General features: G+C 67.4%; 18 protein-coding genes. 5 read left to right on the forward strand and 13 right to left on the reverse strand.

Features of this window, described 5'->3' with window-relative positions:
- Positions 1-44: 44 nt before the first annotated feature.
- Positions 45-1010, forward strand: a complete 966-nt coding sequence (locus tag ACFYW9_RS18215) for a GlxA family transcriptional regulator (protein ID WP_389151133.1) — start codon at positions 45-47, stop codon at positions 1008-1010.
- Between the two features lie 162 nt (positions 1011-1172).
- Here the strand turns inward: ACFYW9_RS18215 and ACFYW9_RS18220 are convergent, their stop codons facing one another.
- Positions 1173-1475, reverse strand: coding sequence for a hypothetical protein (locus ACFYW9_RS18220; protein ID WP_326787525.1), 303 nt, complete (start codon positions 1473-1475; stop codon positions 1173-1175).
- Between the two features lie 153 nt (positions 1476-1628).
- Here ACFYW9_RS18220 and ACFYW9_RS18225 point away from each other — a divergent pair, with 153 nt between their 5' ends.
- The gene (locus ACFYW9_RS18225; protein WP_389150939.1) at positions 1629-2321 is read left to right on the forward strand and encodes a hypothetical protein; all 693 of its coding nucleotides are present in this window, start codon (positions 1629-1631) and stop codon (positions 2319-2321) included.
- Positions 2322-2376: 55 nt separating this feature from the next.
- Here ACFYW9_RS18225 and ACFYW9_RS18230 read toward each other — a convergent pair whose 3' ends face one another.
- Positions 2377-2598: a DUF397 domain-containing protein gene (locus ACFYW9_RS18230; RefSeq protein ID WP_389150942.1), complete on the reverse strand. Its 222-nt coding sequence runs from the start codon at positions 2596-2598 to the stop codon at positions 2377-2379.
- On the reverse strand, positions 2595-3443 hold the full coding sequence (locus tag ACFYW9_RS18235) for a helix-turn-helix domain-containing protein (protein WP_389150945.1): 849 nt from the start codon (positions 3441-3443) through the stop codon (positions 2595-2597). Before ACFYW9_RS18235 ends, ACFYW9_RS18230 begins: the two co-directional genes overlap by 4 nt.
- A gap of 217 nt (positions 3444-3660) precedes the next feature.
- Here ACFYW9_RS18235 and ACFYW9_RS18240 point away from each other — a divergent pair, with 217 nt between their 5' ends.
- The gene (locus ACFYW9_RS18240) at positions 3661-4317 is read left to right on the forward strand and encodes an ATP-binding protein (RefSeq protein WP_389150948.1); all 657 of its coding nucleotides are present in this window, start codon (positions 3661-3663) and stop codon (positions 4315-4317) included.
- A 222-nt stretch (positions 4318-4539) separates the two neighbouring features.
- Here ACFYW9_RS18240 and ACFYW9_RS18245 read toward each other — a convergent pair whose 3' ends face one another.
- The 9 genes from ACFYW9_RS18245 to ACFYW9_RS18285 form a co-directional block, all read right to left on the reverse strand.
- Positions 4540-5883, reverse strand: a complete 1344-nt coding sequence (locus ACFYW9_RS18245) for a DNA cytosine methyltransferase (RefSeq protein ID WP_389150951.1) — start codon at positions 5881-5883, stop codon at positions 4540-4542.
- 9 nt (positions 5884-5892) lie between these two features.
- Positions 5893-7731, reverse strand: coding sequence for a DUF6339 family protein (locus ACFYW9_RS18250; protein ID WP_389150954.1), 1839 nt, complete (start codon positions 7729-7731; stop codon positions 5893-5895).
- The gene (locus ACFYW9_RS18255) at positions 7731-8558 is read right to left on the reverse strand and encodes a hypothetical protein (RefSeq protein WP_389150957.1); all 828 of its coding nucleotides are present in this window, start codon (positions 8556-8558) and stop codon (positions 7731-7733) included. Before ACFYW9_RS18255 ends, ACFYW9_RS18250 begins: the two co-directional genes overlap by 1 nt.
- A 65-nt stretch (positions 8559-8623) precedes the next feature.
- Positions 8624-10615, reverse strand: coding sequence for a hypothetical protein (locus tag ACFYW9_RS18260; protein ID WP_389150960.1), 1992 nt, complete (start codon positions 10613-10615; stop codon positions 8624-8626).
- Positions 10612-11637: a PD-(D/E)XK motif protein gene (locus ACFYW9_RS18265; RefSeq protein ID WP_389150963.1), complete on the reverse strand. Its 1026-nt coding sequence runs from the start codon at positions 11635-11637 to the stop codon at positions 10612-10614. The genes ACFYW9_RS18260 and ACFYW9_RS18265 overlap by 4 nt, the downstream gene beginning before the upstream one ends.
- On the reverse strand, positions 11634-14183 hold the full coding sequence (locus ACFYW9_RS18270) for a Z1 domain-containing protein (protein WP_389150966.1): 2550 nt from the start codon (positions 14181-14183) through the stop codon (positions 11634-11636). Before ACFYW9_RS18270 ends, ACFYW9_RS18265 begins: the two co-directional genes overlap by 4 nt.
- A gap of 151 nt (positions 14184-14334) precedes the next feature.
- Positions 14335-14775: a very short patch repair endonuclease gene (locus tag ACFYW9_RS18275; RefSeq protein ID WP_389151136.1), complete on the reverse strand. Its 441-nt coding sequence runs from the start codon at positions 14773-14775 to the stop codon at positions 14335-14337.
- A 495-nt stretch (positions 14776-15270) separates the two neighbouring features.
- Positions 15271-16290, reverse strand: a complete 1020-nt coding sequence (locus tag ACFYW9_RS18280; protein WP_389150969.1) for a hypothetical protein — start codon at positions 16288-16290, stop codon at positions 15271-15273.
- Between the two features lie 178 nt (positions 16291-16468).
- Positions 16469-17944, reverse strand: a complete 1476-nt coding sequence (locus tag ACFYW9_RS18285; protein WP_389150972.1) for a beta-1,6-galactanase — start codon at positions 17942-17944, stop codon at positions 16469-16471.
- 318 nt (positions 17945-18262) lie between these two features.
- Between ACFYW9_RS18285 and ACFYW9_RS18290 the strand changes: the two genes are divergently transcribed.
- Positions 18263-19075, forward strand: coding sequence for a class E sortase (locus ACFYW9_RS18290; RefSeq protein WP_389150976.1), 813 nt, complete (start codon positions 18263-18265; stop codon positions 19073-19075).
- Positions 19076-19163: 88 nt separating this feature from the next.
- Here ACFYW9_RS18290 and ACFYW9_RS18295 read toward each other — a convergent pair whose 3' ends face one another.
- Complete coding sequence (locus tag ACFYW9_RS18295) at positions 19164-20579, reverse strand: MFS transporter (protein ID WP_389150979.1); 1416 nt, start codon at positions 20577-20579, stop codon at positions 19164-19166.
- A 142-nt stretch (positions 20580-20721) separates the two neighbouring features.
- On the opposite strand from ACFYW9_RS18295, the gene ACFYW9_RS18300 reads away from it, so the two are divergent.
- Positions 20722-21309 (forward strand): winged helix-turn-helix transcriptional regulator, encoded by a 588-nt coding sequence (locus ACFYW9_RS18300; protein WP_389150982.1) that lies wholly within the window; start codon positions 20722-20724, stop codon positions 21307-21309.
- Positions 21310-21385: the final 76 nt, after the last annotated feature.

A 21385-nucleotide genomic window follows, 5' to 3' on the forward strand; every position in this document is an offset into this window, starting at 1 on the left:
GAACCCGGCGTGACGAGAACCCGCTGTATGCCTACGCTCTGGCCATGCACACCGTGGCCGTACTGGCCCTCGACCAGGTCATCCCGTTCGATCTCGCAGCCCCGATCGACACCTTCGGCTGGGCCCGGCTGCCCGACGGCCGCCCGGCCTACCGGACCCGGGTGTGCTCGGTCACGGCGGACGCGGAGGTGAGCGCGGGCGCGTTCACGCTGCGCGCCCCCTACGGTCTGGAGGCGCTGGCCGACGCGGACACGATCATCCTGCCGGGCGTGGCCGACCCGTCCGTCACACTCCCGCCGGGCGTCGCGGAGGCGCTGCGCGCGGCGGCCGCGAACGGCACCAGGATCGCCTCGATCTGCGTCGGCGCCTTCGTCCTCGCCGCCACCGGCCTGCTGGACGGACTGCGCGCGACCACGCACTGGGTCGCGGCCGGGGAACTGGCGGCCAGGCACCCGGCGGTGACCGTGGACCCGAACGTGCTCTACGTCGACAACGGCCAGTTCCTGACCTCGGCGGGCGCGGCGGCGGCACTGGACATGTGCCTGCACATGATCCGCAAGGACCACGGTTCGGCGGTCGCCGCCCATGCCGCCCGGCTGTCCGTCATGCCGCTGGAACGGGAGGGCGGCCAGGCCCAGTTCATCGTCCACACCCAGCCGCCGGTACCGGCGGGCACGACCATGGAGCCGCTGCTCGACTGGCTGGAGGAGAACGCGGACCGGGAGCTGACCCTGGAGGACATCGCGGTCCACGCCGGCATGAGCACCCGCACCCTCAACCGCCGCTTCCGCGAACAGACGGGCACGACACCGCTCCAGTGGCTGCACCGGGCCCGGGTACGCCGTGCCCAGTACCTCCTGGAGACGACCACGTACCCGGTCGAACGCATCGCGTCCCAGGCGGGCTTCGGCTCCCCGACGGCTTTCCGGGACCGCTTCAAACGGGTGGTGGGGACGAGCCCGTACGCGTATCGGCGGGCGTTCCGGGGGGTGGAGGAGCCGGCCTCCTGAATCATGGGCGCGGGTGTGAGCCTGGGCAGGGAGGCGGCACTGGGCGTGACCCCGGCCTTGGGCGTGACCCGGTGCGTGGGGGTGGTCCTGGGTATGAGACGCCCCGGTCCGTGGACCGGGTCGGGCTCTGAGCCGGAGTCTGAGCCGGGGCCGGCGCTCGGCTCAGGCGCGCCGGTCGGCCACGGCCCAGGATGCGAGGGCCATGGCACCGGCGACACCGAAGACGGCGGGCCAGGCGCCCACCTTCTTGGCCAGCGGGTGCGACCCGGCGAACGCGGCGACGTACCCGGCGGTCAGCACTCCGGCGGCCACCCCGCCGGCCTCCTGCTTCCACTGGCGCGCGGCGGTGACCCCGGCGGCGGCGAGCACGACCCCGCCGAGCTGCCGCTTCCTCGTCCACCGGGCGACGCCGTACCCACCGACAAGCCCCGCGGCGGCCACCATCGAGGCCGGTACCTTCGCCATTACTGCCTCCTTGTTCGACACCCGAGGCTAACCCGATGCCGGATCCCGGCGGGCCGCGGGTGGCCGCGGGCCGAGCGAGTCCCGGTCACTGCTCGGGCCCGCCCCGGACCCGCCCCGGACCCGCTGTCGGTGGCACCCGATTGGATGGCCCGCATGACAGCCCAAGACATTGCCGCCGCCCTGCCCGACATCGACACCCTGAAGGATCTCTGCCGATCGATGGCCATGGCCGAGGCGATACTGAATCCCGACGGCGAGCGCGTCTACTCGTACAGCGCCCAGTGGTCGGAAACCGAGGAAGCGGCCTCGATGAGGAACGGATCCGGCGACGAGTACGACATGGTCTTCGCCCCCGACGGCGCGTACATCCGCGGCTTCGACCACGAGTCCCCGCTGAGCCCCTACCACCACGAGGATGTGCCGCGGCCCTGGCCCGGAGTGCTGGACTCGGTGCCCGAGGCCTTCCGGCGCTACGTCGACGAGCCCGCCTTCACGGACGAGGACGGATGCCCGGTGGTGACGGCGTGCCTGTGGCGCGAACCGGACGCCCCGTCCTGGAGGACGGGCCGGATCACCTTCCCCACCGACCACCCGGACCCCGACGGCTCGGCCCGGCTCTTCGAGCTCCTGCTCACCCCGACCCCCGAGGCGTTCCGGGCGTTCGCCGAGGACTACTACGAGGTGCCGACGGACATCGAGGCGCTCCGCCACATCTACGACCTGCGTCCGCTCGGGCTGCCCCAGATCATCGCACTCAACCCCGGGGCTTCCGTCTCCGAAGTGGTCGCGGCCGCGAGGGTCATGGGATACCCGCTGACCGACGATCTGCGGCCGGACGAGTCCTGAACCGGGCACGCCGGAACCGCGCTTCGACAGCTGCCTCGACCAGGTCCACCGATGGTCAACGCTTCAAGGTCTCCTGGACAAGGGCACGGAGGAAGGCATGCCAACTGCGACGGCCGACGGTGACGACGGAGCCGGGGTCGGGGTCGGCCTTGGAATCGCGTATCAACGTGTCCTGGCCGATGTGGGCGCATTCGACACACTCGCCGCCGGCGCCGTTGCTGTACGAGGACTTGAACCATGCCGAGCCGGTGGGGACGGTGGATTCTGCAATGCTCATCGTGCGTAATCCTTCAGGACCGATTCGATCAACTCTTTGGAGCGCTGAGGGCTCAGGGCGGCAGCTCTCAAACCGTCGAACGCCCGGGTGTACTCCCGAACATGATGCTCGCCCTCCAGGTAGATGGCGTCGGTGATGCCGTCCCGATACACGATGTCCGGATCCTCCAGGTCGGGAAACCCGAGCATGGTGAACGACCCGGTGGCCGGGTAGGTGCCTGAGTCGAAGGGAAGGACCTGCAATGTCACGGACGGCAACTCCACCGACTCCAGGACGCGCTCGAGTTGCTCACGCATCAGGGCCCGATCGCCGATGACATTGCGGAGAGTGCCTTCGTTCACGATGAACCAGGCGTCCGGACCGTCGGGCCGAGCGAGCATGGACTGTCGCTCCAGCCTGACGCGCACCGCACGGTCGATGTCGGCGGGCGTCATGTGTGCTCCGGTCCTGTGCAGTTCGGAGGCGTACGCCGTGGTCTGCATGAGACCGGGCAGCAACTCGCATTGGTACTGGCGGAACGTGGACGCGTCCTGCTCCAGGCCGATGTAGATCGAGAACCAGTCGGGGACTCCGGAGCCGTGCGCCTGCCACCAACCGCGAGTTCTGGCCTGACGGGCCAGTGACTTCAGGAACTCACGCAACTCGTCACCGGTGGAGTAGAACCGGCACAGGACATCGACGTCGGACGGCTGGACCCTGCCGCTGCCCGTCTCCATCCGATTGACCTTGGAGCCACTCCAGTCCAGCGCCTCGCCGACCTGCGCACAGGTCAGCTCGCTCTGCTCACGGAGCTTCTTCAGTTCGATCGAGAGACGTCGACGTCGTGCGGTCGGTGAACCGGCCATTCCAACCCCTCTACTGGTAACGGGCGTTCAGTCTTTCTCCAAGGGGTGTGCTTGCCAATCGCTCGAAAGTGGGAATCCCGCCGTGCACATTGCACGGCGGGATGCGCGCACGCCACTCTGATGCACGGCGCAACTCTCCGTGAGAGTGCGTGACGCTCCGTTGATTGTGCGGAGATGGCGTGCGACGAGAGAGGTCTTCGTGATCCGAGAAGCGTGCATGTCGCGGAAGCCTTGGGAACTGGACTTCACCGCGGAACCCGAGGAAGTGGCCGCCCTGCGCCGTGCCATGCGGTTGCACCTGGGGCTCTGGGGCCTTCATGAGGTCGCCGACGCGGCCCAGTTGTGCGTCAGCGAGTTGGTGTCCAACATCATCAAGCACGTGGGGGCGGGCACCCCGGCCATGCTCGGTGTCTCGATGAACGGCACTCGTCTCCGTATCGAGTTGCACGATCCGGACACGCAGGCTCAGCCCACCCTCGTCGAGGCGGGTTCCGACTGCGAGGCCGGGCGAGGTATGGCCATCGTCGATGCGATCGCCGACGGTTGGGGTGTCTCGCTGCGCGCGGACCGAAAAGTGACATGGTGCGAATTGGCGACGGGATCGAACACGTCGAACGGCCACGTGGACGGAGCCGCGGTCGCGCGGGCCGAAGCCCTTCTGAGTCTCCGCGAAGCCACAGGATCGGTTTGTGAGGGAACCCCGAACAGACTGAGCAGGACGCTCGCGGCAGAGGCGGCGAGCGACGTCATCGTGGATGTCCTCCACTGGCTGCGCGCACGTGACTGCGACGAGGAGGAGGTCCTGGACAGAGCGCAGATCCGCTTCGAGGCACAGATCTCGGAAGCTCCAGGTCGACCTTGCCGGGCTCCGTGATGAGGAGTCGTGGAGAGTCGTGCGGTGGAGGGAACGGCTGCTTCGAGGCTCTGATCGTGTACTCGAAGCAGCCCGACGTTCCCAGCTCCATCGAGGCATCGGCGGACGCGGTCTGCCGCCGATGTTCCTCTGCCCGTGGAGTCAGTGGGCCAGTATGTTCGCGAAGAAGCCCGGGTCAGGATCTTCTGGCTGGCGCGACGGGTTGGTACCGGAAGCGATTACTCATCCACGTAGGTAGGCGTGGATCGCCATCGCGATGGCCTTGCCCAAGGGAATTGGTACGGCGTTCCCAATCTGCGTGGCGATCTCTGTCTTCGTGCCACACCAGCGGAACTCCACGGGGAATCCCTGTATGCGGGCGGCCTCGAAGTGTGTGATGGGTCGATCTTCCGAAGGGTGCAGATAGCGCCCCTTCTCCGGCTTGAAGAATTCGGTACGGATGGTCACCGATGGATCGCCGAGGCGCATCCGGCCCATGACGTCCCCTGTTCCGGATTTATGATTGTCCCAACTGGTGGTCGATAGGTACTCGACAGGTGTCCTCACGCCAGGAGGGGCCGACGTGGTGAAGTATTTGAATTCGCCGAACTCGTCTCGAGTGAACCACCAGCCACTCAAATGTTTACGATTTCCGCCCGGAGGGATGCGGTGGTAGCGGGCAAGAGAAAGTGTCTCCGGGTTCCGGCCGAAGTGGAGATTTTCCGTGCTGAAAATTCCGGGAAGCTCGCCCTCCAGCTCAGGTACCGACCCCTTGAGGTTGGGAAGATCCTCAAGCTTTCGCTTCGATGATTCGCGAAAGATGTCATCCACGGCCTCCCAGTATGAGATTCCCGCTTCGACGCCATCAATAGGTCGGGTTGTTGCAACCGACTCTTTGGGACGACGGTAGTGCGTCTTGGCGGGATACGTCATGGTGCGGCCGTTTTCAAGATCGCGACGGACGCCGATGACGATGGCTCTGCGGCGGGCCTGAGCCGCGCCGTAGTCCGCAGCGTTCAGGAGGTAACGGTTGTTCTTCTTTTCCTCGGAATCGGTGGGCTCATGGCCTGGAGGATCGATGAGTCGGTATTCGGAGAGCTTGCCCCCTTCTTTCACCTCGTTGAGCAGGTTCCGAAATTCATCCGACTTCAAGAAGCGGTCCACGTTCTCGATCACGAAAACCTTTGGGCGGATCTCCGCGACAATCCGAACGTATTCCTCCCAGAGGCGGTTGCGTTCGGTTCCCTTCTTGGCCCGGTTCAAGGCTGAAAAGCCCTGGCATGGAGGGCCCCCGACGACGACATCCGCGTGAAGTGCCTTTGGAGTCGGCTCCCAGTCCTCGATGTCTCCGACATGCACACCAGTCGCCGGTACTCGCCTGTCCTTGCGAAGTTCCCCGAAGTTCACCGCGTACGTGGCCGCGGCGGCGCGGTTGTGCTCGACGGCCGCGAGGCTGTGGAAGACCGGGCCGGCCCCGTGCTTTCCCGCAGGGCGGAACTCGTGGAAGCCCTGGGTGAAGCCCCCGCAGCCACTGAAGAGGTCGACGACGGTGATGGGTCCGTGGGTGACGGAACGGGGCGTGAGCATAGGCCGATCTTAGCTTCGGAGTGCGGTTGCGAGGGCCTGGCCGACTGCGGCCGCGAGTGGGGGCGGCATGGCGTGGCCCACTTGACGATACCGGGAGGTCTTGCCGCCGGAGAGCTTCCAGTGATCGGGGAAGGCCTGGATCGCCGCCGCCTGCTCCACAGTCAGTTTGGGTGTTTCGTCCGCGGGGAAATCGGCCCCCGGAGGCTCGTCCCCAAGACTGCTGCCGTTGACTCCGAGCGCAGCCCACGCCTTCTTGCTGCCCGTCGGTCCGAGGTCGGCCCCACCTCTGCGGTCGGAGCCGCCGACGAGAGCCGGGGCGATTCGGTCGGCGTTCTTGGCCCAGCGTTCGGCGCCGGGCCAGCCGCCGGAGGACATGGACGGGCCGAGGACATCTCCCACCGTGGGCGGTGGTTCGTCCTTCGGCAGAGGCCATGAGAAACGCTCGAAATACGGATCTTGCATAGCCACGAGAAATCCGCTCTTCCGGTTTTGAGGGACGCCGAAGCCCGAAGCATTCAGGATCTTCCAACTGGTACGGAATCCTGCGTTGTGCAGCTCGCGGTCGATCCAAGCGCGATCCGTCGAAAAATCGGGGCCGTCGACCAGGTCGGGGACGTTCTCGAAGAGAACTGCCTTTGGTCCGATTTCGCATGCCAGGCTGATCGCGGCGCGGAGGACCCTGCGCTCCTCGGTGTCCTCCGACCGCCCGACTGTTGCAGACGATTTCACACGTGGCAGGCCACCGCTGACGAGATCGACATGTGTGACGTCGGGGCGCATGCACGGGCTGAATTGCGCAACGTCCATGCATACGACATCCCAAGCCGGTCGATTGAGGTCGATCGAGAAACAGGCGTCCGCCTTGCTGTCGATGAGCAGTACAGGGTCGAATCCGGCACGTTCGAGGCCGAGTGCCTGCCCTCCCGCTCCCGCGCATATCTCCAGAGACTTGAAGCGTCGGATTTCGACGGGTTCCGCCGGTTTTCCTTGGCGAGGGACGGACTGCTCATTGAAGGAAACGGAAGGAGGAGCCGGTCTTGCGCTGTCGGCGATAGTCGACGGATCTGGGACGACTTGGGGCGAATTCGTCGCGGTCCTGGGGCGTTGCGCGTCCACGGACTCCTGGGCGACGGCACGCAACTCGCTGTCGAGCGCGTGTTCCTCGATTCCGTCGAACAGCACGAACGGAGCAAGCCGGAGCAGCCGCTTGAGGAAGTCGCGAAGGGTGTCGCGCTCGTTCAGGCCTCTCAGATCGAGATCTTTCCAGACTCGCAGGATCGCCCTCACCAAGTGCGGGCTTCCGCCCAGCGCGGCGCGGCGCGCGTAAATCTGGTCGAACGCAGCCTCACCGAGGATCTCGAGGGCGCGATAGGGCTCCGATTCCTCCGGTGCTCGTACGAGTTGCGCCCGCCACCAGAGGCGACCGAAGACGTGCCGGGTGAGGTCGGTGCCCAGGACTCGATCCTTGGGCGGTTGGGGATAGCGCCAGAATGCGACATCGGGAAGGACGACAAGTGCCAGGAAGGCCCAGACGTCGCGGGACGCGGCCTCGGCGGGCACCATGCCCATCTCGGCATGCAACAGAGCGGCGAGGCGAAGATCGAATTCGGCGTTGCGCACACGGTCGGAGTCGTCGGGGAAGCCAGCACGTTTCGCGAGGTCCAGCACACCTTCCCGCAGCTCACGGAGCCGGGCCGAGGAGACCCGATCGCCTCCCGTGGCGACGTAGACCGTGGAGTCGTGGGTGACGGCGAAACGTCGGGACAAGTCGGCGGGCGCGAGGATCCGGTACTTCTCGAACAGGGGTCTTGCCTGTTCGGCGAGGAGCCGAGGGTAAAGAAAGCTCATCACGACACCTCGAAGATCTTCACGGCGGCCTGCAAATCCGACGAGAACAGAGCGGGCGACTGTCGGTGGCGGAGGCGTACGTCGGTGATCGACTGCCCCGGGAACAGTTGGTCGAACAAGCTCAGCAAGGTGGCACCGAGTGAACCGTCGGGGAAGTCAGCGTCCTCGACGAACTCTTCGTGTGCGAGAGCATGCTCGACCATGACCCGGGCGGCATCCGCGTACACCGCCGAAAGCACGATCCGATCCACGGGGCGAGGCTTGCCCGCATTCTGAAATGCGGTCGCGGTGACCGTGTTCCGCTCGTTGACGAGGAGCAGGAGGGAGCCCATGGTGGCGCTCTCCAAGCCCCCACTGATTTGCAGATGCCAGGCCGCGTTCTCCGGGAACGATGTTCGCGCGAAGTCGATCACAGCCATGGGGAACTGCGGGGCGTCGCCCTGCAGGCGCAGAGTCTCACGGTCGCTCCAGAGTACCGACCCTGCTCGCCTCGGCGAGGAAGGACGTGCGTCCTTTACGCGCTCGGCGAGTACGAGCGCGGTGTCCAGGAGCAACAGGCCGCCGAGGTCGGTACCCCGCAACCGGACGTCGAATTCGAGGGTGCTCGTGCCGCCCTTGGATAGACGTAGGCGCTGGGCGGGACCGCTGAGATTGGAACCGGTGGCGGTCCAGACGGCGGAGAGCATGAGTGCGGCATCCGCCGCCAACCCTGTCTGGCGACGGACCCGGTCCAGGTCGACTTGGAGAGTTCTGCGTACGTGCACGTCCATTTGGTAGTCCCAGTCGGGCAGGGCCTCGGGAAGGGGCACCTCGGCATCCTCGACCACGAGGCGCCAGGGTTCCGCTGTCACGACGTCCTCGGTCGGGGCCCGGTAGGGCAGTACGCGCCGTGTCACGAGGTTCTCACCGCCTCGACCTTGATGCCGATCTCGGTCATGGTGTCTGGAGCCGGCCGCACCACGGCACGCCAGACGGCCTCGCCGCCCGCGACCACCTGGGGGTCGGAGGTGTGGAGCCGTCCGGTTTCGTCCTCCCAGCCGATCAGCATGGGCATGCTCGCGCCGATGGGGGGATCGGTCTCGCGTCCGCCGGTGCCGGGCAGGGTGATCGCGAGGTCGATGCGTACGCGCTGCGGCCCAGGCACGGGGAGTCGGAACTCTTGAACCAGCACGGAGGTGTCCCCACGATCGTCGTAGTACGGGTCGCCGACGTACTGCACTCGGGGACGGCGACGTGAAGCGTCGGGGGTGCTGGCTCCCGACATTCCCGAGGCCGGCGCATCGTCGCTGTCGTAGCCTTCGGCAGGGTGTGTGCTTTCGAGGTCGGCCCGGTCCGTGAACCGTGTCGACGGACGTCGACTGTCGGCGGCCCGGTGCGTTCCGGCGTTCCCGTCGTCGGTCGGCCTGGAGGTTGTTGTGGCGGTACTTCCAGGTTTGGAGTAGGCGGTGGCTCCTCCCATGCCCCAGGCTCCCCCGACCAGTCCCGAAAAAAGCGAACTGGCCGCTCCCAGAGCGACATTGCTGGCGCCGGGACGAGTGGTGCCGCTCAAGGAGAGCAACTGCTCCAGGGCTTCGCCGATACGCCGGAACGTCGTCTGTACGTAAGTGCTCTCCGGTCTGTCGAGGGAATGTGGGTTCCAGGCGTCGTGGGTGGGCGGCTCGGCCTTGGCGTAGACGTCGTCCATGGCTTCGTCGGCTCTGAACACGCCTGCGTAGCCCTGATTCGTGCTCGGTGGTTTGGGCCCGGGGTGATAAGTGACGACGAGTTCCGCAGGACGCATCAAACAGACGTGATGGATCAGATCTTCGATGGCGAGCATGCGGGATGCATGGGTCGGTTCCAGCGAAGGCATGATGCGCTTCACGAGGCCGAGTCGGCCAAGGTGCTTCTTGGGTTTGCGGCACTCCAGGTCGCTGCCGTTCGGGCCCGCCATCGCTTCGTAGGCCGCGACGAACATGTTGAGGGGACGCATGGTGCGCGGATCGGGTACCGGGTGTTGCACTCCGTCGTGGAACACGGAGAATTGCATGGCGGGTGGTTTGCCCTCGGTGGAGATCATTTTGGGCCATAGATGCCAGGCGATGGTGTCGCCCAGATACTCGGCCGCCTTCGCGGGCTCCAGGTCGTCCAGATTTGGGTCGACGACGACGACCGTCGTTCCGGTCTCCACTGGCCCGAACGACTTGAGGCCGAGGCGCTGAGCCACGGCATCCGCCTCTTCGCCTACCAAGGGCTCGACCACTTTGCCCGACGTGTCGCCCCACCAGTGCCTACCGGTGTAGCGGCAATCGCCGTCGGACTCGGAGTGCACGTAGCTCTTCCAGAGCGTGCAGCCGATGAGTCGCGTCTCGTGTCCGCCGCCAGCGGTTCGGCAGCGGGAATAAACGATGATCGTTCCAGGCCTGGACAGTAGGTAGAAAATGCCCTTGCCGAAGCCGTAGGTGCCGCCACCGAGTGCCGTGTCGCGTGGCTCGCCGATGTTACGGATGAAGGAGACGAAGTCGCGGTCGGGGCCCACGGCATTGTCCGCTCGCGTCGGGCCTCCGAGCCCGCGGGTGCCGCGGTCGGATACGGACAGAACACGAACTGGGCCCCGCTTGAGTGTGTCGCGAAGCGGAAACTGCTCGACGCTTTGAGGCGCCCCTGCCAGCAGGAGCTCTCGCCACGCACCGGAGTGGGCCGGTCCGACGGTCCACATGTCGATGCGATAGTCCACGGGTATCGAGGAGCGCTCAAGCCGGGCATCCCAGCTGTTCTGAGCCGACTCCCGCACCAGGATGGTGAGTAGATCGAGCTCGGGCCGACCGAGCTGGTTGCGAATCCCTTCGGCGGCGCTCGCGCCTTCCGGAGGGTAGGGCTGGGAGAACCAGCGGGGATCTGTCACGCGGACTCCTGGATCATGCGGTCGATCATTCGCTGCACCGCGTCGGCTGCCATGGGGGCCGGAGTCTCTCCGGACAGGTCGATGGTGTACTCGACATCTACTACGGAAACCGGCAAGCCTGCTACGAAGAGGGCCCGAGTGGTCAAAGAGGGGAAGTCGGGGGTTACCCCGTACCAGTACTCCTCATCGACGGCGAAGTGCACGTCGCGGTACCGCTCGGCATCGATGGACCGATAACCGGCTTGGGCGAGAAGGCCGAGGAGGGCGCTCTCGTCGTCACAGGACTGAAGAGTCCGTTCGAGCAATTCCATGAAGCCGACACCCGAACCGCCCGCGATGGTACGGCGTAGGCGGAACCAGGCCAGGCAGAGCGTTCCACCGTCCGGGGCGTCGAGTTGATCGAGCCCGTGAATCCGTGGCCTTCTACCGGTGCCTTTGGCGCTCGTCTTCACCTCCACGGCGAGGTTTCCCGCGGCGAAGTCATGGCGATGGCCTTCCGGCCCACGCCACAGGCTATGCGCGCTGGAGTCCAACTCGAGGAGCCGTTCGAGCACAAGCAGTTCCCCGAAGAGTCCGGCGAGCTGTTCCGGACCCAGCACGACCCCCTGTGGTTGGAACAAAGCCTTCCACCGGTCCAGGACTTGATAGAGGGCCTTGACCGGATGGGTGGGCAGTCTCCCCGCCGCATCCAATATGTCCGCGCACAGTTCTGTGAACAGGTCGTTCAGGTCCGTACGCAGGCAGGCGAGATCGGCGTACGTCTGGTACGTCTCCTCATCCTCAAGGGGGCGCTTGCGCAGGTGGAGTACAGGGCCGTCGAGGCCGGCACGAACCTTCAGATGCGAGTGCACTGGCACGAGCATGTGACGGAAGCCGTCGTGATCCACCGCTGCGACCAGGGCACCTTGTTCGGTCACTACCGGAAGCTGCGAAACTCGGAGACGACGTTCCCCGCTGGGCGGCGCTGCTTCGAGTGCGGCCCAATGCTCCTCGACTAGCTTGCGGAAGGCGTCGTCGCTCATGCGTCCTCGCCTTCGAGGAGGCTGAAGTCCTCGTCCTCCAATCGCACACCCGACAGATCCGCCGAGATGTACTTTTCCACAGTGCTGTCCCCGTGCTGCGGTTCCGGAAAGACGAGGCCGACGCCGACGACGTGTTCCTCCGCGTTCAGAGGGGCACGCAGCTTCTTTCCGGGGCCGGGCTCGGACGTCCTGTCGATCGGATACAGCACCAGAAGGCCGGTGTCCGGAAGCTGGACACGGCGCTCGTCGATGATGCCCTTCTCGGTGAGCTTCGCAGTGTCTCCGGCCAGGTCGACGGCCGCATCGCGACGGCTCATGAGCGTCTTGATGTCGGCGAAGTCCGGCGCGGGATTGGTCATGGCAACGCGGCTACGGATGTTGCGTCCGACAGATACGCCGGGCACGAATTCGAACGGCTCTCCTGCCGGGTTGCCGACGATCGCAATGTTCCATCGGCGCAGCGAGTCGGCCGCGACGCGCTTGCGGATGTAGCCGCTGATCAGGTCCGCGTCGTTCTCGGGTGATTTCTCGTGGAACTTGTAGGAGGCCAGGAAGTCGGTCACGACGTCGTACGGCACGTCGCGGAAGACGTAGCGGCCTTCGGGCGAGCGATCCTCCACCCTGACGGCGTTCAAGAGGGCCGCGGTCACCAAGTCATGCGCGGCGGCCGTGTTGTTCCGCAGCCAGTTGCCGTTGGTGTGGAAGTAGTGGGTCTGAACCCTCTTGCCTCCGTATGAGGAAGCGGCAGTGACCGCATCGCGCATTTTGGCTGCAGCAGTCACGCGCAGAGCAGGGTGGGTACGCAGACGTACGGCGAAGGTGAGGGGCGTCTCGGACTCCGTTATGTAGATGTCGATGTCTCGGCGCATCTCGGTCTCGACCGTGGCAAGGTGCCGGAACCACTCGGCCAGTTCATCGGTCATCCAGATGCGGGGCAGATCGGCGTAGCCCTTCCGGAAGCCGAACCAACGCCCCATCTGAAGCAGAGTGTCGTATGCGGAGACGGCACGTACGAAGTAGCTCACCGACAGGCCTTCGAGGGTGAGTCCACGCGAGAGGGTGTTGCCTCCCACCGCAATCGCCACGACTGGACCGTTCTCGTAGTCGAGACGAGCCTCGCTACTGGAGTTGTCCATGATGATGCGGCAACTACGGAGAACCCCCGGCAGTTCAGGGACCAAGTCGTCGAACGGCACCTTCGTCTCGCCGAAGTCCTTGGCAGGTACGCGTGCCGTCTCCTGATCCCAGAGATCGCGCAGCCGGGCGAGGAAGACCGCATCGGTCATGGTTTGCGCGGCGCGTTTCAGCAGGTGCTGCAGCGGTCGTTCGAAGCTGTTGTGCACGGCGGTGTTGACGCTGGTGTGGATCAGCATCGTGTTGTGCGGATTGCCGGTACGGCGAACACGGCGAGCGGCCGTTGCGAGCCAGAAGTACTCGACCGCCCTGCGGAGGGTGTCAGTGATGACGGGCTCGAAGCCCTCGATGTCGGCCTTCGTCTCGGGGCGCACGCACGGAACATCGTCTTCCGGCACGGACCGGATCATGTCGTGGCCGTCGTCGACCTGGTCGGGGTCCTCGCCGTCGAGTGCGTAGCGCCCGAAGAGAACCTCGGTACCGAAGTGTCCTTCCGGCTTGGGCAGATTGACGACGAAGTCCCGCGGATAGAGATCCTCGGCGCTCGGATCGATCAACAGGTTGGCGAACGGCGATGCCGTGTATCCCACGTACGCGGAGCGCGGCAGGCTCTTCATCATGCTGAGGATCAGCGGGTTGATGGACTTCGTCGCAACGGTTGCCTGGTCCGCCTCGTCGTCGATGATCAGCGCTGGGCAGTCCGTCAGGTAGTCGGCCGCCTTGTCCAGCCACACGGAGAGCTTGCGCAGTACGGTCGCGTTCTTCTTCACCACGCACAGCACGTGGGTCCTGTTGCTCTTCCCGAAGTACGAGGCCGGATTCGCCGTGGGGGTGAAGTCCTTGTCAAGATCGGTCAGTTGGGACCAGAGCGAGGGGTTGGGTTCCACGAGTTGCTGAACAAGGCGGGCCTGGGTCTGCCGGCGAAGGCCGTTGTGAATGCCAGCAAGGACAATGAACAGCTTGTAGCCGCGGTCGGCGGCCTTGGCGATGACCGACGTGAAGTTCGTCGTCTTGCCGGACTGGACGTAGCCAGCGACGAGACCCCGCGTGGAGAACGCCTTTTCCTTCGGGTGGTTCAGCAGCGAGACGACCCGAGTCGAGGAGTCGTCCAGGTTCCGGATGGCGGGGTCCTTGTCCCACCCGTCCTTGAGCAGCAGGTTCTCGATCGCGGGCCAGTACTTGTCCTTGGGCTGCGGGCCTGTATACCAGGTGTCACGGTTGCCCAGGACCACGGCGTGGGGTTCCTCGAGCTCCTTGATTTGTATCGTTTGCTGCTCGTGACGATCGCGGATCTGCTGGATGATCCCCGAGGGGACACCCATCAGCTCCAGGCGCTTCACGGCCTCCGACGGGGGAAAGGCGTCCAGGATTGCTTTGAACGTCTCGTACATGTCATCGAATTCGTCGGCCACAGGACTTGACCGCCCCCGCTCTCGCTCGTCACACCGCCCGGCCGTGGAGCTCCGCTTTCGCGTCGGACCACTCTCAGGTACGGGTCGGTGCCCCACCTACACAATCCCTACACATTATTGGGTGATGTGGTTGTTGATAAGTGGATCAGGGTCACGATTGGTTGTCGGGCTCACAGTCCTCGGTGGAGTCGACAGTGGAGGGAAGCCGGAGCGAAGGTGCCTGTTTGGTCGGCAAGGAAGTGGTGATGGTGTGCGCAACGTCCGCGGCGGACTCGTGTTCCCAGAAGCGCAGTACCGTCCAGCCTGACGCTGCGAGATGTTCGGTCGTCTCGATGTCTCGACTCATGTTGCGGTCGAGCTTCTTGCGCCACCACTCCGCGTTCGCCTTGGGGTGGGTGGCATGTTCCGGGCAGCCGTGCCAGAAACAGCCGTCGAGGAAGATTGCGACTCTGGCTTTGGTGAACGCGATGTCGATGGTGCGACGCGACATCCCGGGTACCGGCACGTTCACCCGGTATCGCAGTCCGGCTGCGTGCAGGAGTCGCCGAACGGCAACCTCGGGGGCCGTGTCGCGAGAGCCTTGGCGACTCATGCGGGCGGAGACGGAGGGGGAGGAGGGGGCGGCATCTGACACATGAGCATTGTGCCGGCGGGGCGAGTGTTTCACCCCTGCCGTCGCACCAGGCGTCCATCAGCTTTGTTCCGGTAAGTGCCCCCATGAGCGCACTCCGAAGAGACGTGCCCCTACCCGACCCCGGGATGCAGTCGGACTGGATGGCTTGCGTATCCGTTTTGCTACCGCCTGCCGAGGATCTGCCGAGTCCTACCGCAGGACCGGCTCGATTCCGACCCGCAAGCTCGTGCCAGCCTGCGTTCGGCGCCGGTATGGCCGGTCGTCGGGCCGCTCGAAATTGGACCTGGCGGCATCGACAGTCCGCCCTGCCGGCGCGGAGGGCGGACTGTACGACATGGACGCTCTCACACAGTCACACGGCCGCGAAGAATCAGAGCAAGGGCGAGCCAGGGGTGGGCTCACCGTGACCTGCCTGATCCGGCAGAAAGACCGTTCGTCCTATGTCATGGCTACCTACACCCCGTGACACCTTTCGTACCCCCGCCCCGATCCACACCAACACCCACTTCCCCGCTGCGGCGGCCAAGCCACCGCCAACCCCCGGGCCGCCAGGGTCGTCGCGTACTGGGGGAGCAGGGTCGTGTCCGAGGGGGAGGAGGCCTCCGAGGCGGCGAAGGCCTCGTAGGAGGGGACCGTGGCGGTGACGATGCCGAGGTTCGGGGTGCCCGAGCCGGCCAGTTCGCGCAGGGACGCCTCTATCGTCGCGAGGTGCTCGTCGTGCGACGGGTACTCGGCGGTGAGGTCCGGGTACGCGGTGGTCAGTTCCGTGAGTTCGGGGGCCGACCAGTGCAGGACCGCCACCGGGAAGGGACGGGACAGGGCCTCGCGGTAGGCGCCCAGTTCGGCCTGGAGGCGGGTGATCTCGGCCTGGAGTTCCGCCGGGTTGTCCGAGCCGAGGGACCAGACGCGCTTGGGGTCGTGGAGTTCGTCCAGGGAGATCGGGGACGAGTGCAGGGTGTCGGCCAGCGCGTCCCACTCGTCGTGCGCCGCGCCCAGCATGCGGCGCACGCGGTGACGGCCGAACAGGAGGGGGAGTGTGGAGTAGGGGGGTTCCGCCACGTCCGTCAGGAGCAGGGTCGTTCCCTCGGTGAAGGTGTCCTGGGCCGCCTCCAGTTCGTCGTGCGACTCCAAGGCCTCCGCGACGATCACCCAGGGGGCCGGGTCGCGGGGGGCCGCCGCCCGGACTCCGTCGATGATCGCGCGGGCCTCGGCCTCGTGGCCGTACTCCCACAGGTTCGACGCCTTGAGGGCGCGGACCAGATACGGCTTCTCCAGGGGAGTCTCGGGAGTGTCCGAGGAGAGGAGGCGGTCGTAGAGGGTGGTGGCGCCGGGGCGGTCGCCGTCCAGTTCGAGGTGGGCCGCGGCCTGCAGGAGCAGGTGCTCGGCGTCCTCCGGGTACAGGCCGGCGGTCCGCTCCAGGCGAGCCGCTTCGGCGGTGTGGTCGACGTTCTCGGCAGGCGTGTCGGGGCGCATGGGGGACACCGTACTGCCGCCGGGCCACCAAGGAGAGAGACCTGCTGGCCAGAGACGCGGGAGTCCCCGATGGCATATTTCACGTCGCGTCGGCCGCTTCGACGCGTCGCCCGGGTGGCGGTCGGCCGTCCGTGGCCGGGCCGCGGCGGCCCGCGCCGTCGAGGCCCTCGGTCCCGCCTCACACCACGACCCCGTCCACCTGCAGCGTCTGTACCGCCCGCGCCGCGAACGGCACCGCCAGGGACTTGCCGCCGAGGTAGGTGTCCGAGTGGGCGGTGTAGAGGTCGCCGCCGCCGGACGTCAGGGTGTTCCAGCGGGGGACCAGGCCGCCCGTGCCGCCGGAGACCGTGGTGAAGCGGGAGAGGTCGAAGGTCAGGGTCTGGGCCGACGTCGCCTTGTTCGCCGCGACGATCACCAGGCGCTTCGCCGTCGCGTTGTACGCCGCCACCGCGTAGTCCACGCCCGTGTCCACGATCGTCATACCCGGGCGGATGTGGCGGCTGAACTGGGCCATCACATAGAGCTTCGTCTCGACCGCGCCGGCCGTCAGGGTGCTCGCGTCGTACTTGATCATGCCCCAGCCCGCCGTGGGGTCCATCACCTGCCAGTAGACCCAGGCGGTCGGGTGCAGCCAGCGGAAGTCGAGGAGGAGGTTGCTCGCCAGGGTCAGGCCGGTGCCGTCCCCGTCGCCGTACTCGGAGTTCCACAGGGCTTTGCCGGACGACGTCACGGCGTCCGTGTGGAGAAGGTCCCGGCGGCCGCCCGAACCCTGGTAGCCGTGCACGTTGACCCGGTTGACCAGGGCCTTGGTCGTCGAGCTGAAGGAGTTCCATGTCGTACGGGCCAGGTCGTAGCTCGTCTCGTCCGACGCGGAGATCCTGGTGGACGTGAGGCCTCGCCTGTCCAGCTCGGTGCGCAGGTAGGGGAGTACGGCCGACTGGACGGAGGCGTCCATGTGGCAGCCCTCCTGGGTGCCGGTGGACGTCCACCAGCTGGAGGCGGGCTCGTTGAACGCCTCCACGGTGGCGAAGTCCACGCCCCAGTTCGTCCTCGCGTAGAGGGCGACCGCCGCGAGGTGGGAGGCGTGCTGGCGGTAGTTCCAGGACTGGAGGTTGTTGCCGCCGCCGGACGCGCCCGACGGGTTGTGGTTCAGGCACATCCACCACATGGGGGAGTTGGCGAACAGCTCGCTCGTCGCGCCGCGCGCCGTCGCCTTGGTGAGGGCGGCGCGCTGGGTGGCGTCCGCCGTCCACTTCCAGGCCGAGGACGTCGGGTCCTCGTTGTTCCAGTCCTGCCAGTAACCCTCGATCTGCTTGAAGGAGGGGATGTTGGCGGAGGCGGTCATGGTCTCGCCGCCCACGGCGTTCCAGCTGCACGCGCCGAGGTTGTAGCGGGCGATGGTCAGTCCGAGACCCGGACGCGAAATCCCGTTGTACGTCGTCGACTTGGTGGTGAAGAAGAGGTCGGCGAAGTCGTCGCGGGCACCGAAGACGCCTGCCCACCACGCCAGGGAGGTGCCCCACCCCTCCCATTTCCCGTACGTCGTGGCCGGGTTGACGGCGATCGTCGCGTCCGCGCGGGCCGTGCCCGTCGCCAGGGCGCCGCCGAGGACCGTACCGCCCGTGGCGGCCAGAAGTGTTCTGCGTCGGATCATGGCTGGCTTCTCCGTCCGTCTCGGCGCAACCCGCGCTGATCGCAACGGAGTTGGCCGTGGCTGTCGACTCGACTTCGAACTCGGTCGCCGGGGCGTTCCCGCCGGCGCTTGCCCGTCCCGCTGATGCCATCAGGAAGCATCGGGTGTGGCGCCTGAGGTTGTCGAGGGTTGTGGCAGCCCTTTCTAAAACCGGTGGAGGAAGCCTCGGCAGGGGGCGCTGAAGGGTGCCGGAGGAGGGTCCGTACGGACAGGAGCCGCGCGGGGCTGGAGAGTTGGCGGGCCGACGCCTATCGTGCGCCCGGCGAAGGGGGCGTACGGATGCGGGCTCCGGGGGTCGTGCACCACGGTACGCGGCGACGGCGCGCCGCGTACCGGCGAGCGGTCTGGAGCGGCGCCGAGGTGCTCGTCACCGTCGGAGTGGTGCTGCTCCTCCTGGTCGCGCACCAGTTGTGGTGGACCAACCGGCAGGCGCGGCACGGCGCCGAGCGTAAGGTGCAGGCGCTGGAGCGGGAGTGGGGGACCCCGGTCACGGGGAGTGCCGGGAACGGTGGTGGCGCGGAGTCCGGTGCCGGTGCGGCGGCCGGGAGCGGCGGGGACGCGAAGGACGGGACCGGACGGACGGCGGGGCGGAACTCCCCGTCCGGATCCGGGGGCGGCGGCGTTCAGGAGCGGCCCCGCTGGTCCCAGGCCTACGCCGTCCTCGGCATTCCGCGGCTCTCCCTGCGGGTGCCGGTCGCGGAGGGGGTCGGCAAGGCGGGCGTCCTGAACAAGGGCTACGTCGGCCACTACAAGGGCACCCAGCAGCCGGGGCAGGCCGGGAACTTCGCGCTCGCCGGACACCGGAACACGCACGGGGAGCCGTTCCGGTACCTCCCGAGGCTCCGGCGCGGTGACACGATCACCGTCGAGACGAAGGCCGCCGTCTACACGTACACCGTCGACCGGACGCTGTCGCGGACCTCCGCGCGGGACGTCGGGGTGATCCGCCCGGTGCCGCGCAGCACCGTCCGGCCGTCGTACGGGTACACGGAGCCGGGGTACTACATCACGCTCACCACGTGCACCCCCGACTACACCTCCCGGTACCGCATGGCGGTGTGGGGGAAGCTCACCTCCATGCAGCCCCGGTGACGGTCAGGGTTCACGCCCGGTCCCGCAGGACCAGGTTCACGCCCGGTCCCGCAGGACCAGGTTCACGCCCGGTCCCGCAGGACCAGGTTCACGCCCGGTCCCGCAGGACCAGAACGCTCGCCGCGGCCAGCGCTGCGAGCCCGGCCGACACGACGATCGCGATGTTCGCGCCGTGCGCCGGTCCGCCGGCGGTGGTGACCAGGGCGATCGTGAGGGCGACCCCGGCGCACGAACCGATGTAGCGGAAGGTCTGCTGGGCGCCCGAGCCCATCGCCGTGCGGGTCGCGGGCACGGATTCGACGGCCAGCAGGGGCAGCGCGGCGTTCAGCAGGCCGCTGCCCACCCCGGAGAGCACGAAGCCCGGGAGCAGGCGGAGCCAGGAGCCGGAGCCGATCGCGCCGAGCATCGTCAGGACACCGGCCGCGTGCAGCGCGAAACCGAGGGCGAGCTGATGGCGGTGCGAGACCCGGCCGGCGAGACGGCGGGCCTGGAGGGCGACCGTGAAGGCGAGGCCGGACCACAGCAGGAACAACCACGCCGTGTCCATGGCGGACATCCCGAGCGTCCGCTGGAGCAGCGCCGGCAGGAAGCTGAACAGGCCGATCACCGCGAGGCCCGTGAAGAGTCCGCCCGCCGACGAGACGAGGAAGCGGCGGTGCCGGAGCAGACCGAGGTCGATCATGGGAGTCCCGCTGCGGCGTTCGACGGCGACGAACGCGGCCATCAGGACGAGGAACGCCGCTGTCAGCAGGACCACCGGCGCGCGCAGCCAGCCGTCGCGGCCGAGCGTCAGCGCCGCCACCAGCGACACCAGCGCGAGGCCGAAGGTCAGCGCCCCCGCGAGGTCGGGCCGGCCGCCGCGTGGTGCGCGGGACTCGGTCAGGGCGCGGGTTCCGAGAAGGGCGACGACCAGGGCGGCGGCGCCCAGGACGGCGTACGCCATCCGCCAGTTCCAGCTCGCCAGGGCCCCCGCGAGGAGCGGGCCCGCGGCGATCCCGCCGCTGACGAACGCGCCCCACACCCCCGTCGCGCGCAGCCGCCCGCGCGGGGTCGGGAAGGCGTGCACGATCAGGCCCAGGCTGCTCGCGAGGATGGCCGCGCTCGCCGCTCCCTGCGCGATGCGGGCCAGGGTGAACAGCCAGGTGGAGCCCGCGAGCGCGCCCAGGGCGGTGGTGAGGCCGAGGGCGACGGTGCCGGCGAGGAAGATCCGGCGGCGGCCGTAGTCGTCCGCGAGACTGCCCGCGACCAGGAGCAGCGCGGCCAGGCCCAGCGGGGTGCCGTTGAGCAGCCAGGCCTGGGCGGAGACCGAGGTGTGCAGCGCGGCCGCGGTGTCGGGGAGCGTGACCATCGGGGCCGTGTACGTCATCAGGGCCACGGCGGTGGCGGCGCTGGTGAGGACGAGGGTCGGGGTGGCCCGCGGAGCGGTTTCCGCCGGGGCGGCCGGGGAGACGCCGGTGGCGTGTGCGGGCCGCGTGCTGGTGTCGGGCCGGTCGAGCCGGGTCATGGGCTGTCTTCGCTTCCGTGGGTCGGTTCGGTCGGGTTGATCCGGGCGGTGGGTTCATTCATTGAACCTTGAGCTTGCGTAGACGATACCACCTAGGTTCGTTCAATGAACCAACGTGTCGGAAAGTGGCTACAGTGGGGTCATGGCTCTGGGCAAGGACTACGCGACGCAGGAGTGCTCGATCGCCCGCGCGCTGGAGGTCGTCGGCGAGCGCTGGACCCTTCTCGTCATCCGCGACGCGCTCTACGGCGTACGGCGCTACAACGACTTCCTCGTGCACCTCGGCATCCCGAGGGCCGTGCTCGCGGCCCGTCTCCAGGCGCTCACCGCCGAGGGCGTCCTCGAGAAGCGCCGCTATCAGGATTCGCCGCCGCGTGACGAGTACGTGCTGACCGACCGCGGTGTCGCCCTGTGGCCCACCCTGCGGTCGCTCGGCCTGTGGGGCCGCGAGCACTTCGGCGAGAGCCGCCTGCGCTACTTCCGGCACGCCGCCTGCGGCACGGAACTCGGTCCGTACGGCGAATGCCCCCGCTGCGCCGTGGTCGTGCCCGTCCCGGACGTCGAGATGACGCCGGGCCCCGGACTCGACCGGGACCCGGCGGATCCGGTCAGCCGGGCCCTGCTCGGGCCGAGGCGGCTGCTGGAGCCGGTCGACACGGATCGCGGTTCGCACGGTGTGGCGGACGCCGCGTCCGATCCCGGGCGGTCCGCCGAGAACCATCCTGTATAACGAACGGAGGGACACGCGCACCGCGTACGAGACACGCGCGCCGCGTACGAGACACGCGCGCCGCGTACGAGACACG

The sequence above is a fragment of the Streptomyces sp. NPDC002698 genome (assembly GCF_042888945.1).
In the GTDB taxonomy this organism is placed as follows: domain Bacteria; phylum Actinomycetota; class Actinomycetes; order Streptomycetales; family Streptomycetaceae; genus Streptomyces.

Coding starts and splice junctions, on each gene's coding strand:
- ACFYW9_RS18240 (WP_389150948.1), top strand. CDS start 3,661: ATGTCGCGGAAGCCTTGGGAACTGGACTTCACCGCGGAACCCGAGGAA.
- ACFYW9_RS18275 (WP_389151136.1), bottom strand. CDS start 14,775: ATGAGTCGCCAAGGCTCTCGCGACACGGCCCCCGAGGTTGCCGTTCGG.
- ACFYW9_RS18245 (WP_389150951.1), bottom strand. CDS start 5,883: ATGCTCACGCCCCGTTCCGTCACCCACGGACCCATCACCGTCGTCGAC.
- ACFYW9_RS18225 (WP_389150939.1), top strand. CDS start 1,629: ATGACAGCCCAAGACATTGCCGCCGCCCTGCCCGACATCGACACCCTG.
- ACFYW9_RS18250 (WP_389150954.1), bottom strand. CDS start 7,731: ATGAGCTTTCTTTACCCTCGGCTCCTCGCCGAACAGGCAAGACCCCTG.
- ACFYW9_RS18265 (WP_389150963.1), bottom strand. CDS start 11,637: ATGAGCGACGACGCCTTCCGCAAGCTAGTCGAGGAGCATTGGGCCGCA.
- ACFYW9_RS18235 (WP_389150945.1), bottom strand. CDS start 3,443: ATGGCCGGTTCACCGACCGCACGACGTCGACGTCTCTCGATCGAACTG.
- ACFYW9_RS18230 (WP_389150942.1), bottom strand. CDS start 2,598: ATGAGCATTGCAGAATCCACCGTCCCCACCGGCTCGGCATGGTTCAAG.
- ACFYW9_RS18295 (WP_389150979.1), bottom strand. CDS start 20,579: ATGACCCGGCTCGACCGGCCCGACACCAGCACGCGGCCCGCACACGCC.
- ACFYW9_RS18285 (WP_389150972.1), bottom strand. CDS start 17,944: ATGATCCGACGCAGAACACTTCTGGCCGCCACGGGCGGTACGGTCCTC.
- ACFYW9_RS18215 (WP_389151133.1), top strand. CDS start 45: ATGCACACCGTGGCCGTACTGGCCCTCGACCAGGTCATCCCGTTCGAT.
- ACFYW9_RS18220 (WP_326787525.1), bottom strand. CDS start 1,475: ATGGCGAAGGTACCGGCCTCGATGGTGGCCGCCGCGGGGCTTGTCGGT.
- ACFYW9_RS18290 (WP_389150976.1), top strand. CDS start 18,263: ATGCGGGCTCCGGGGGTCGTGCACCACGGTACGCGGCGACGGCGCGCC.
- ACFYW9_RS18300 (WP_389150982.1), top strand. CDS start 20,722: ATGGCTCTGGGCAAGGACTACGCGACGCAGGAGTGCTCGATCGCCCGC.
- ACFYW9_RS18280 (WP_389150969.1), bottom strand. CDS start 16,290: ATGCGCCCCGACACGCCTGCCGAGAACGTCGACCACACCGCCGAAGCG.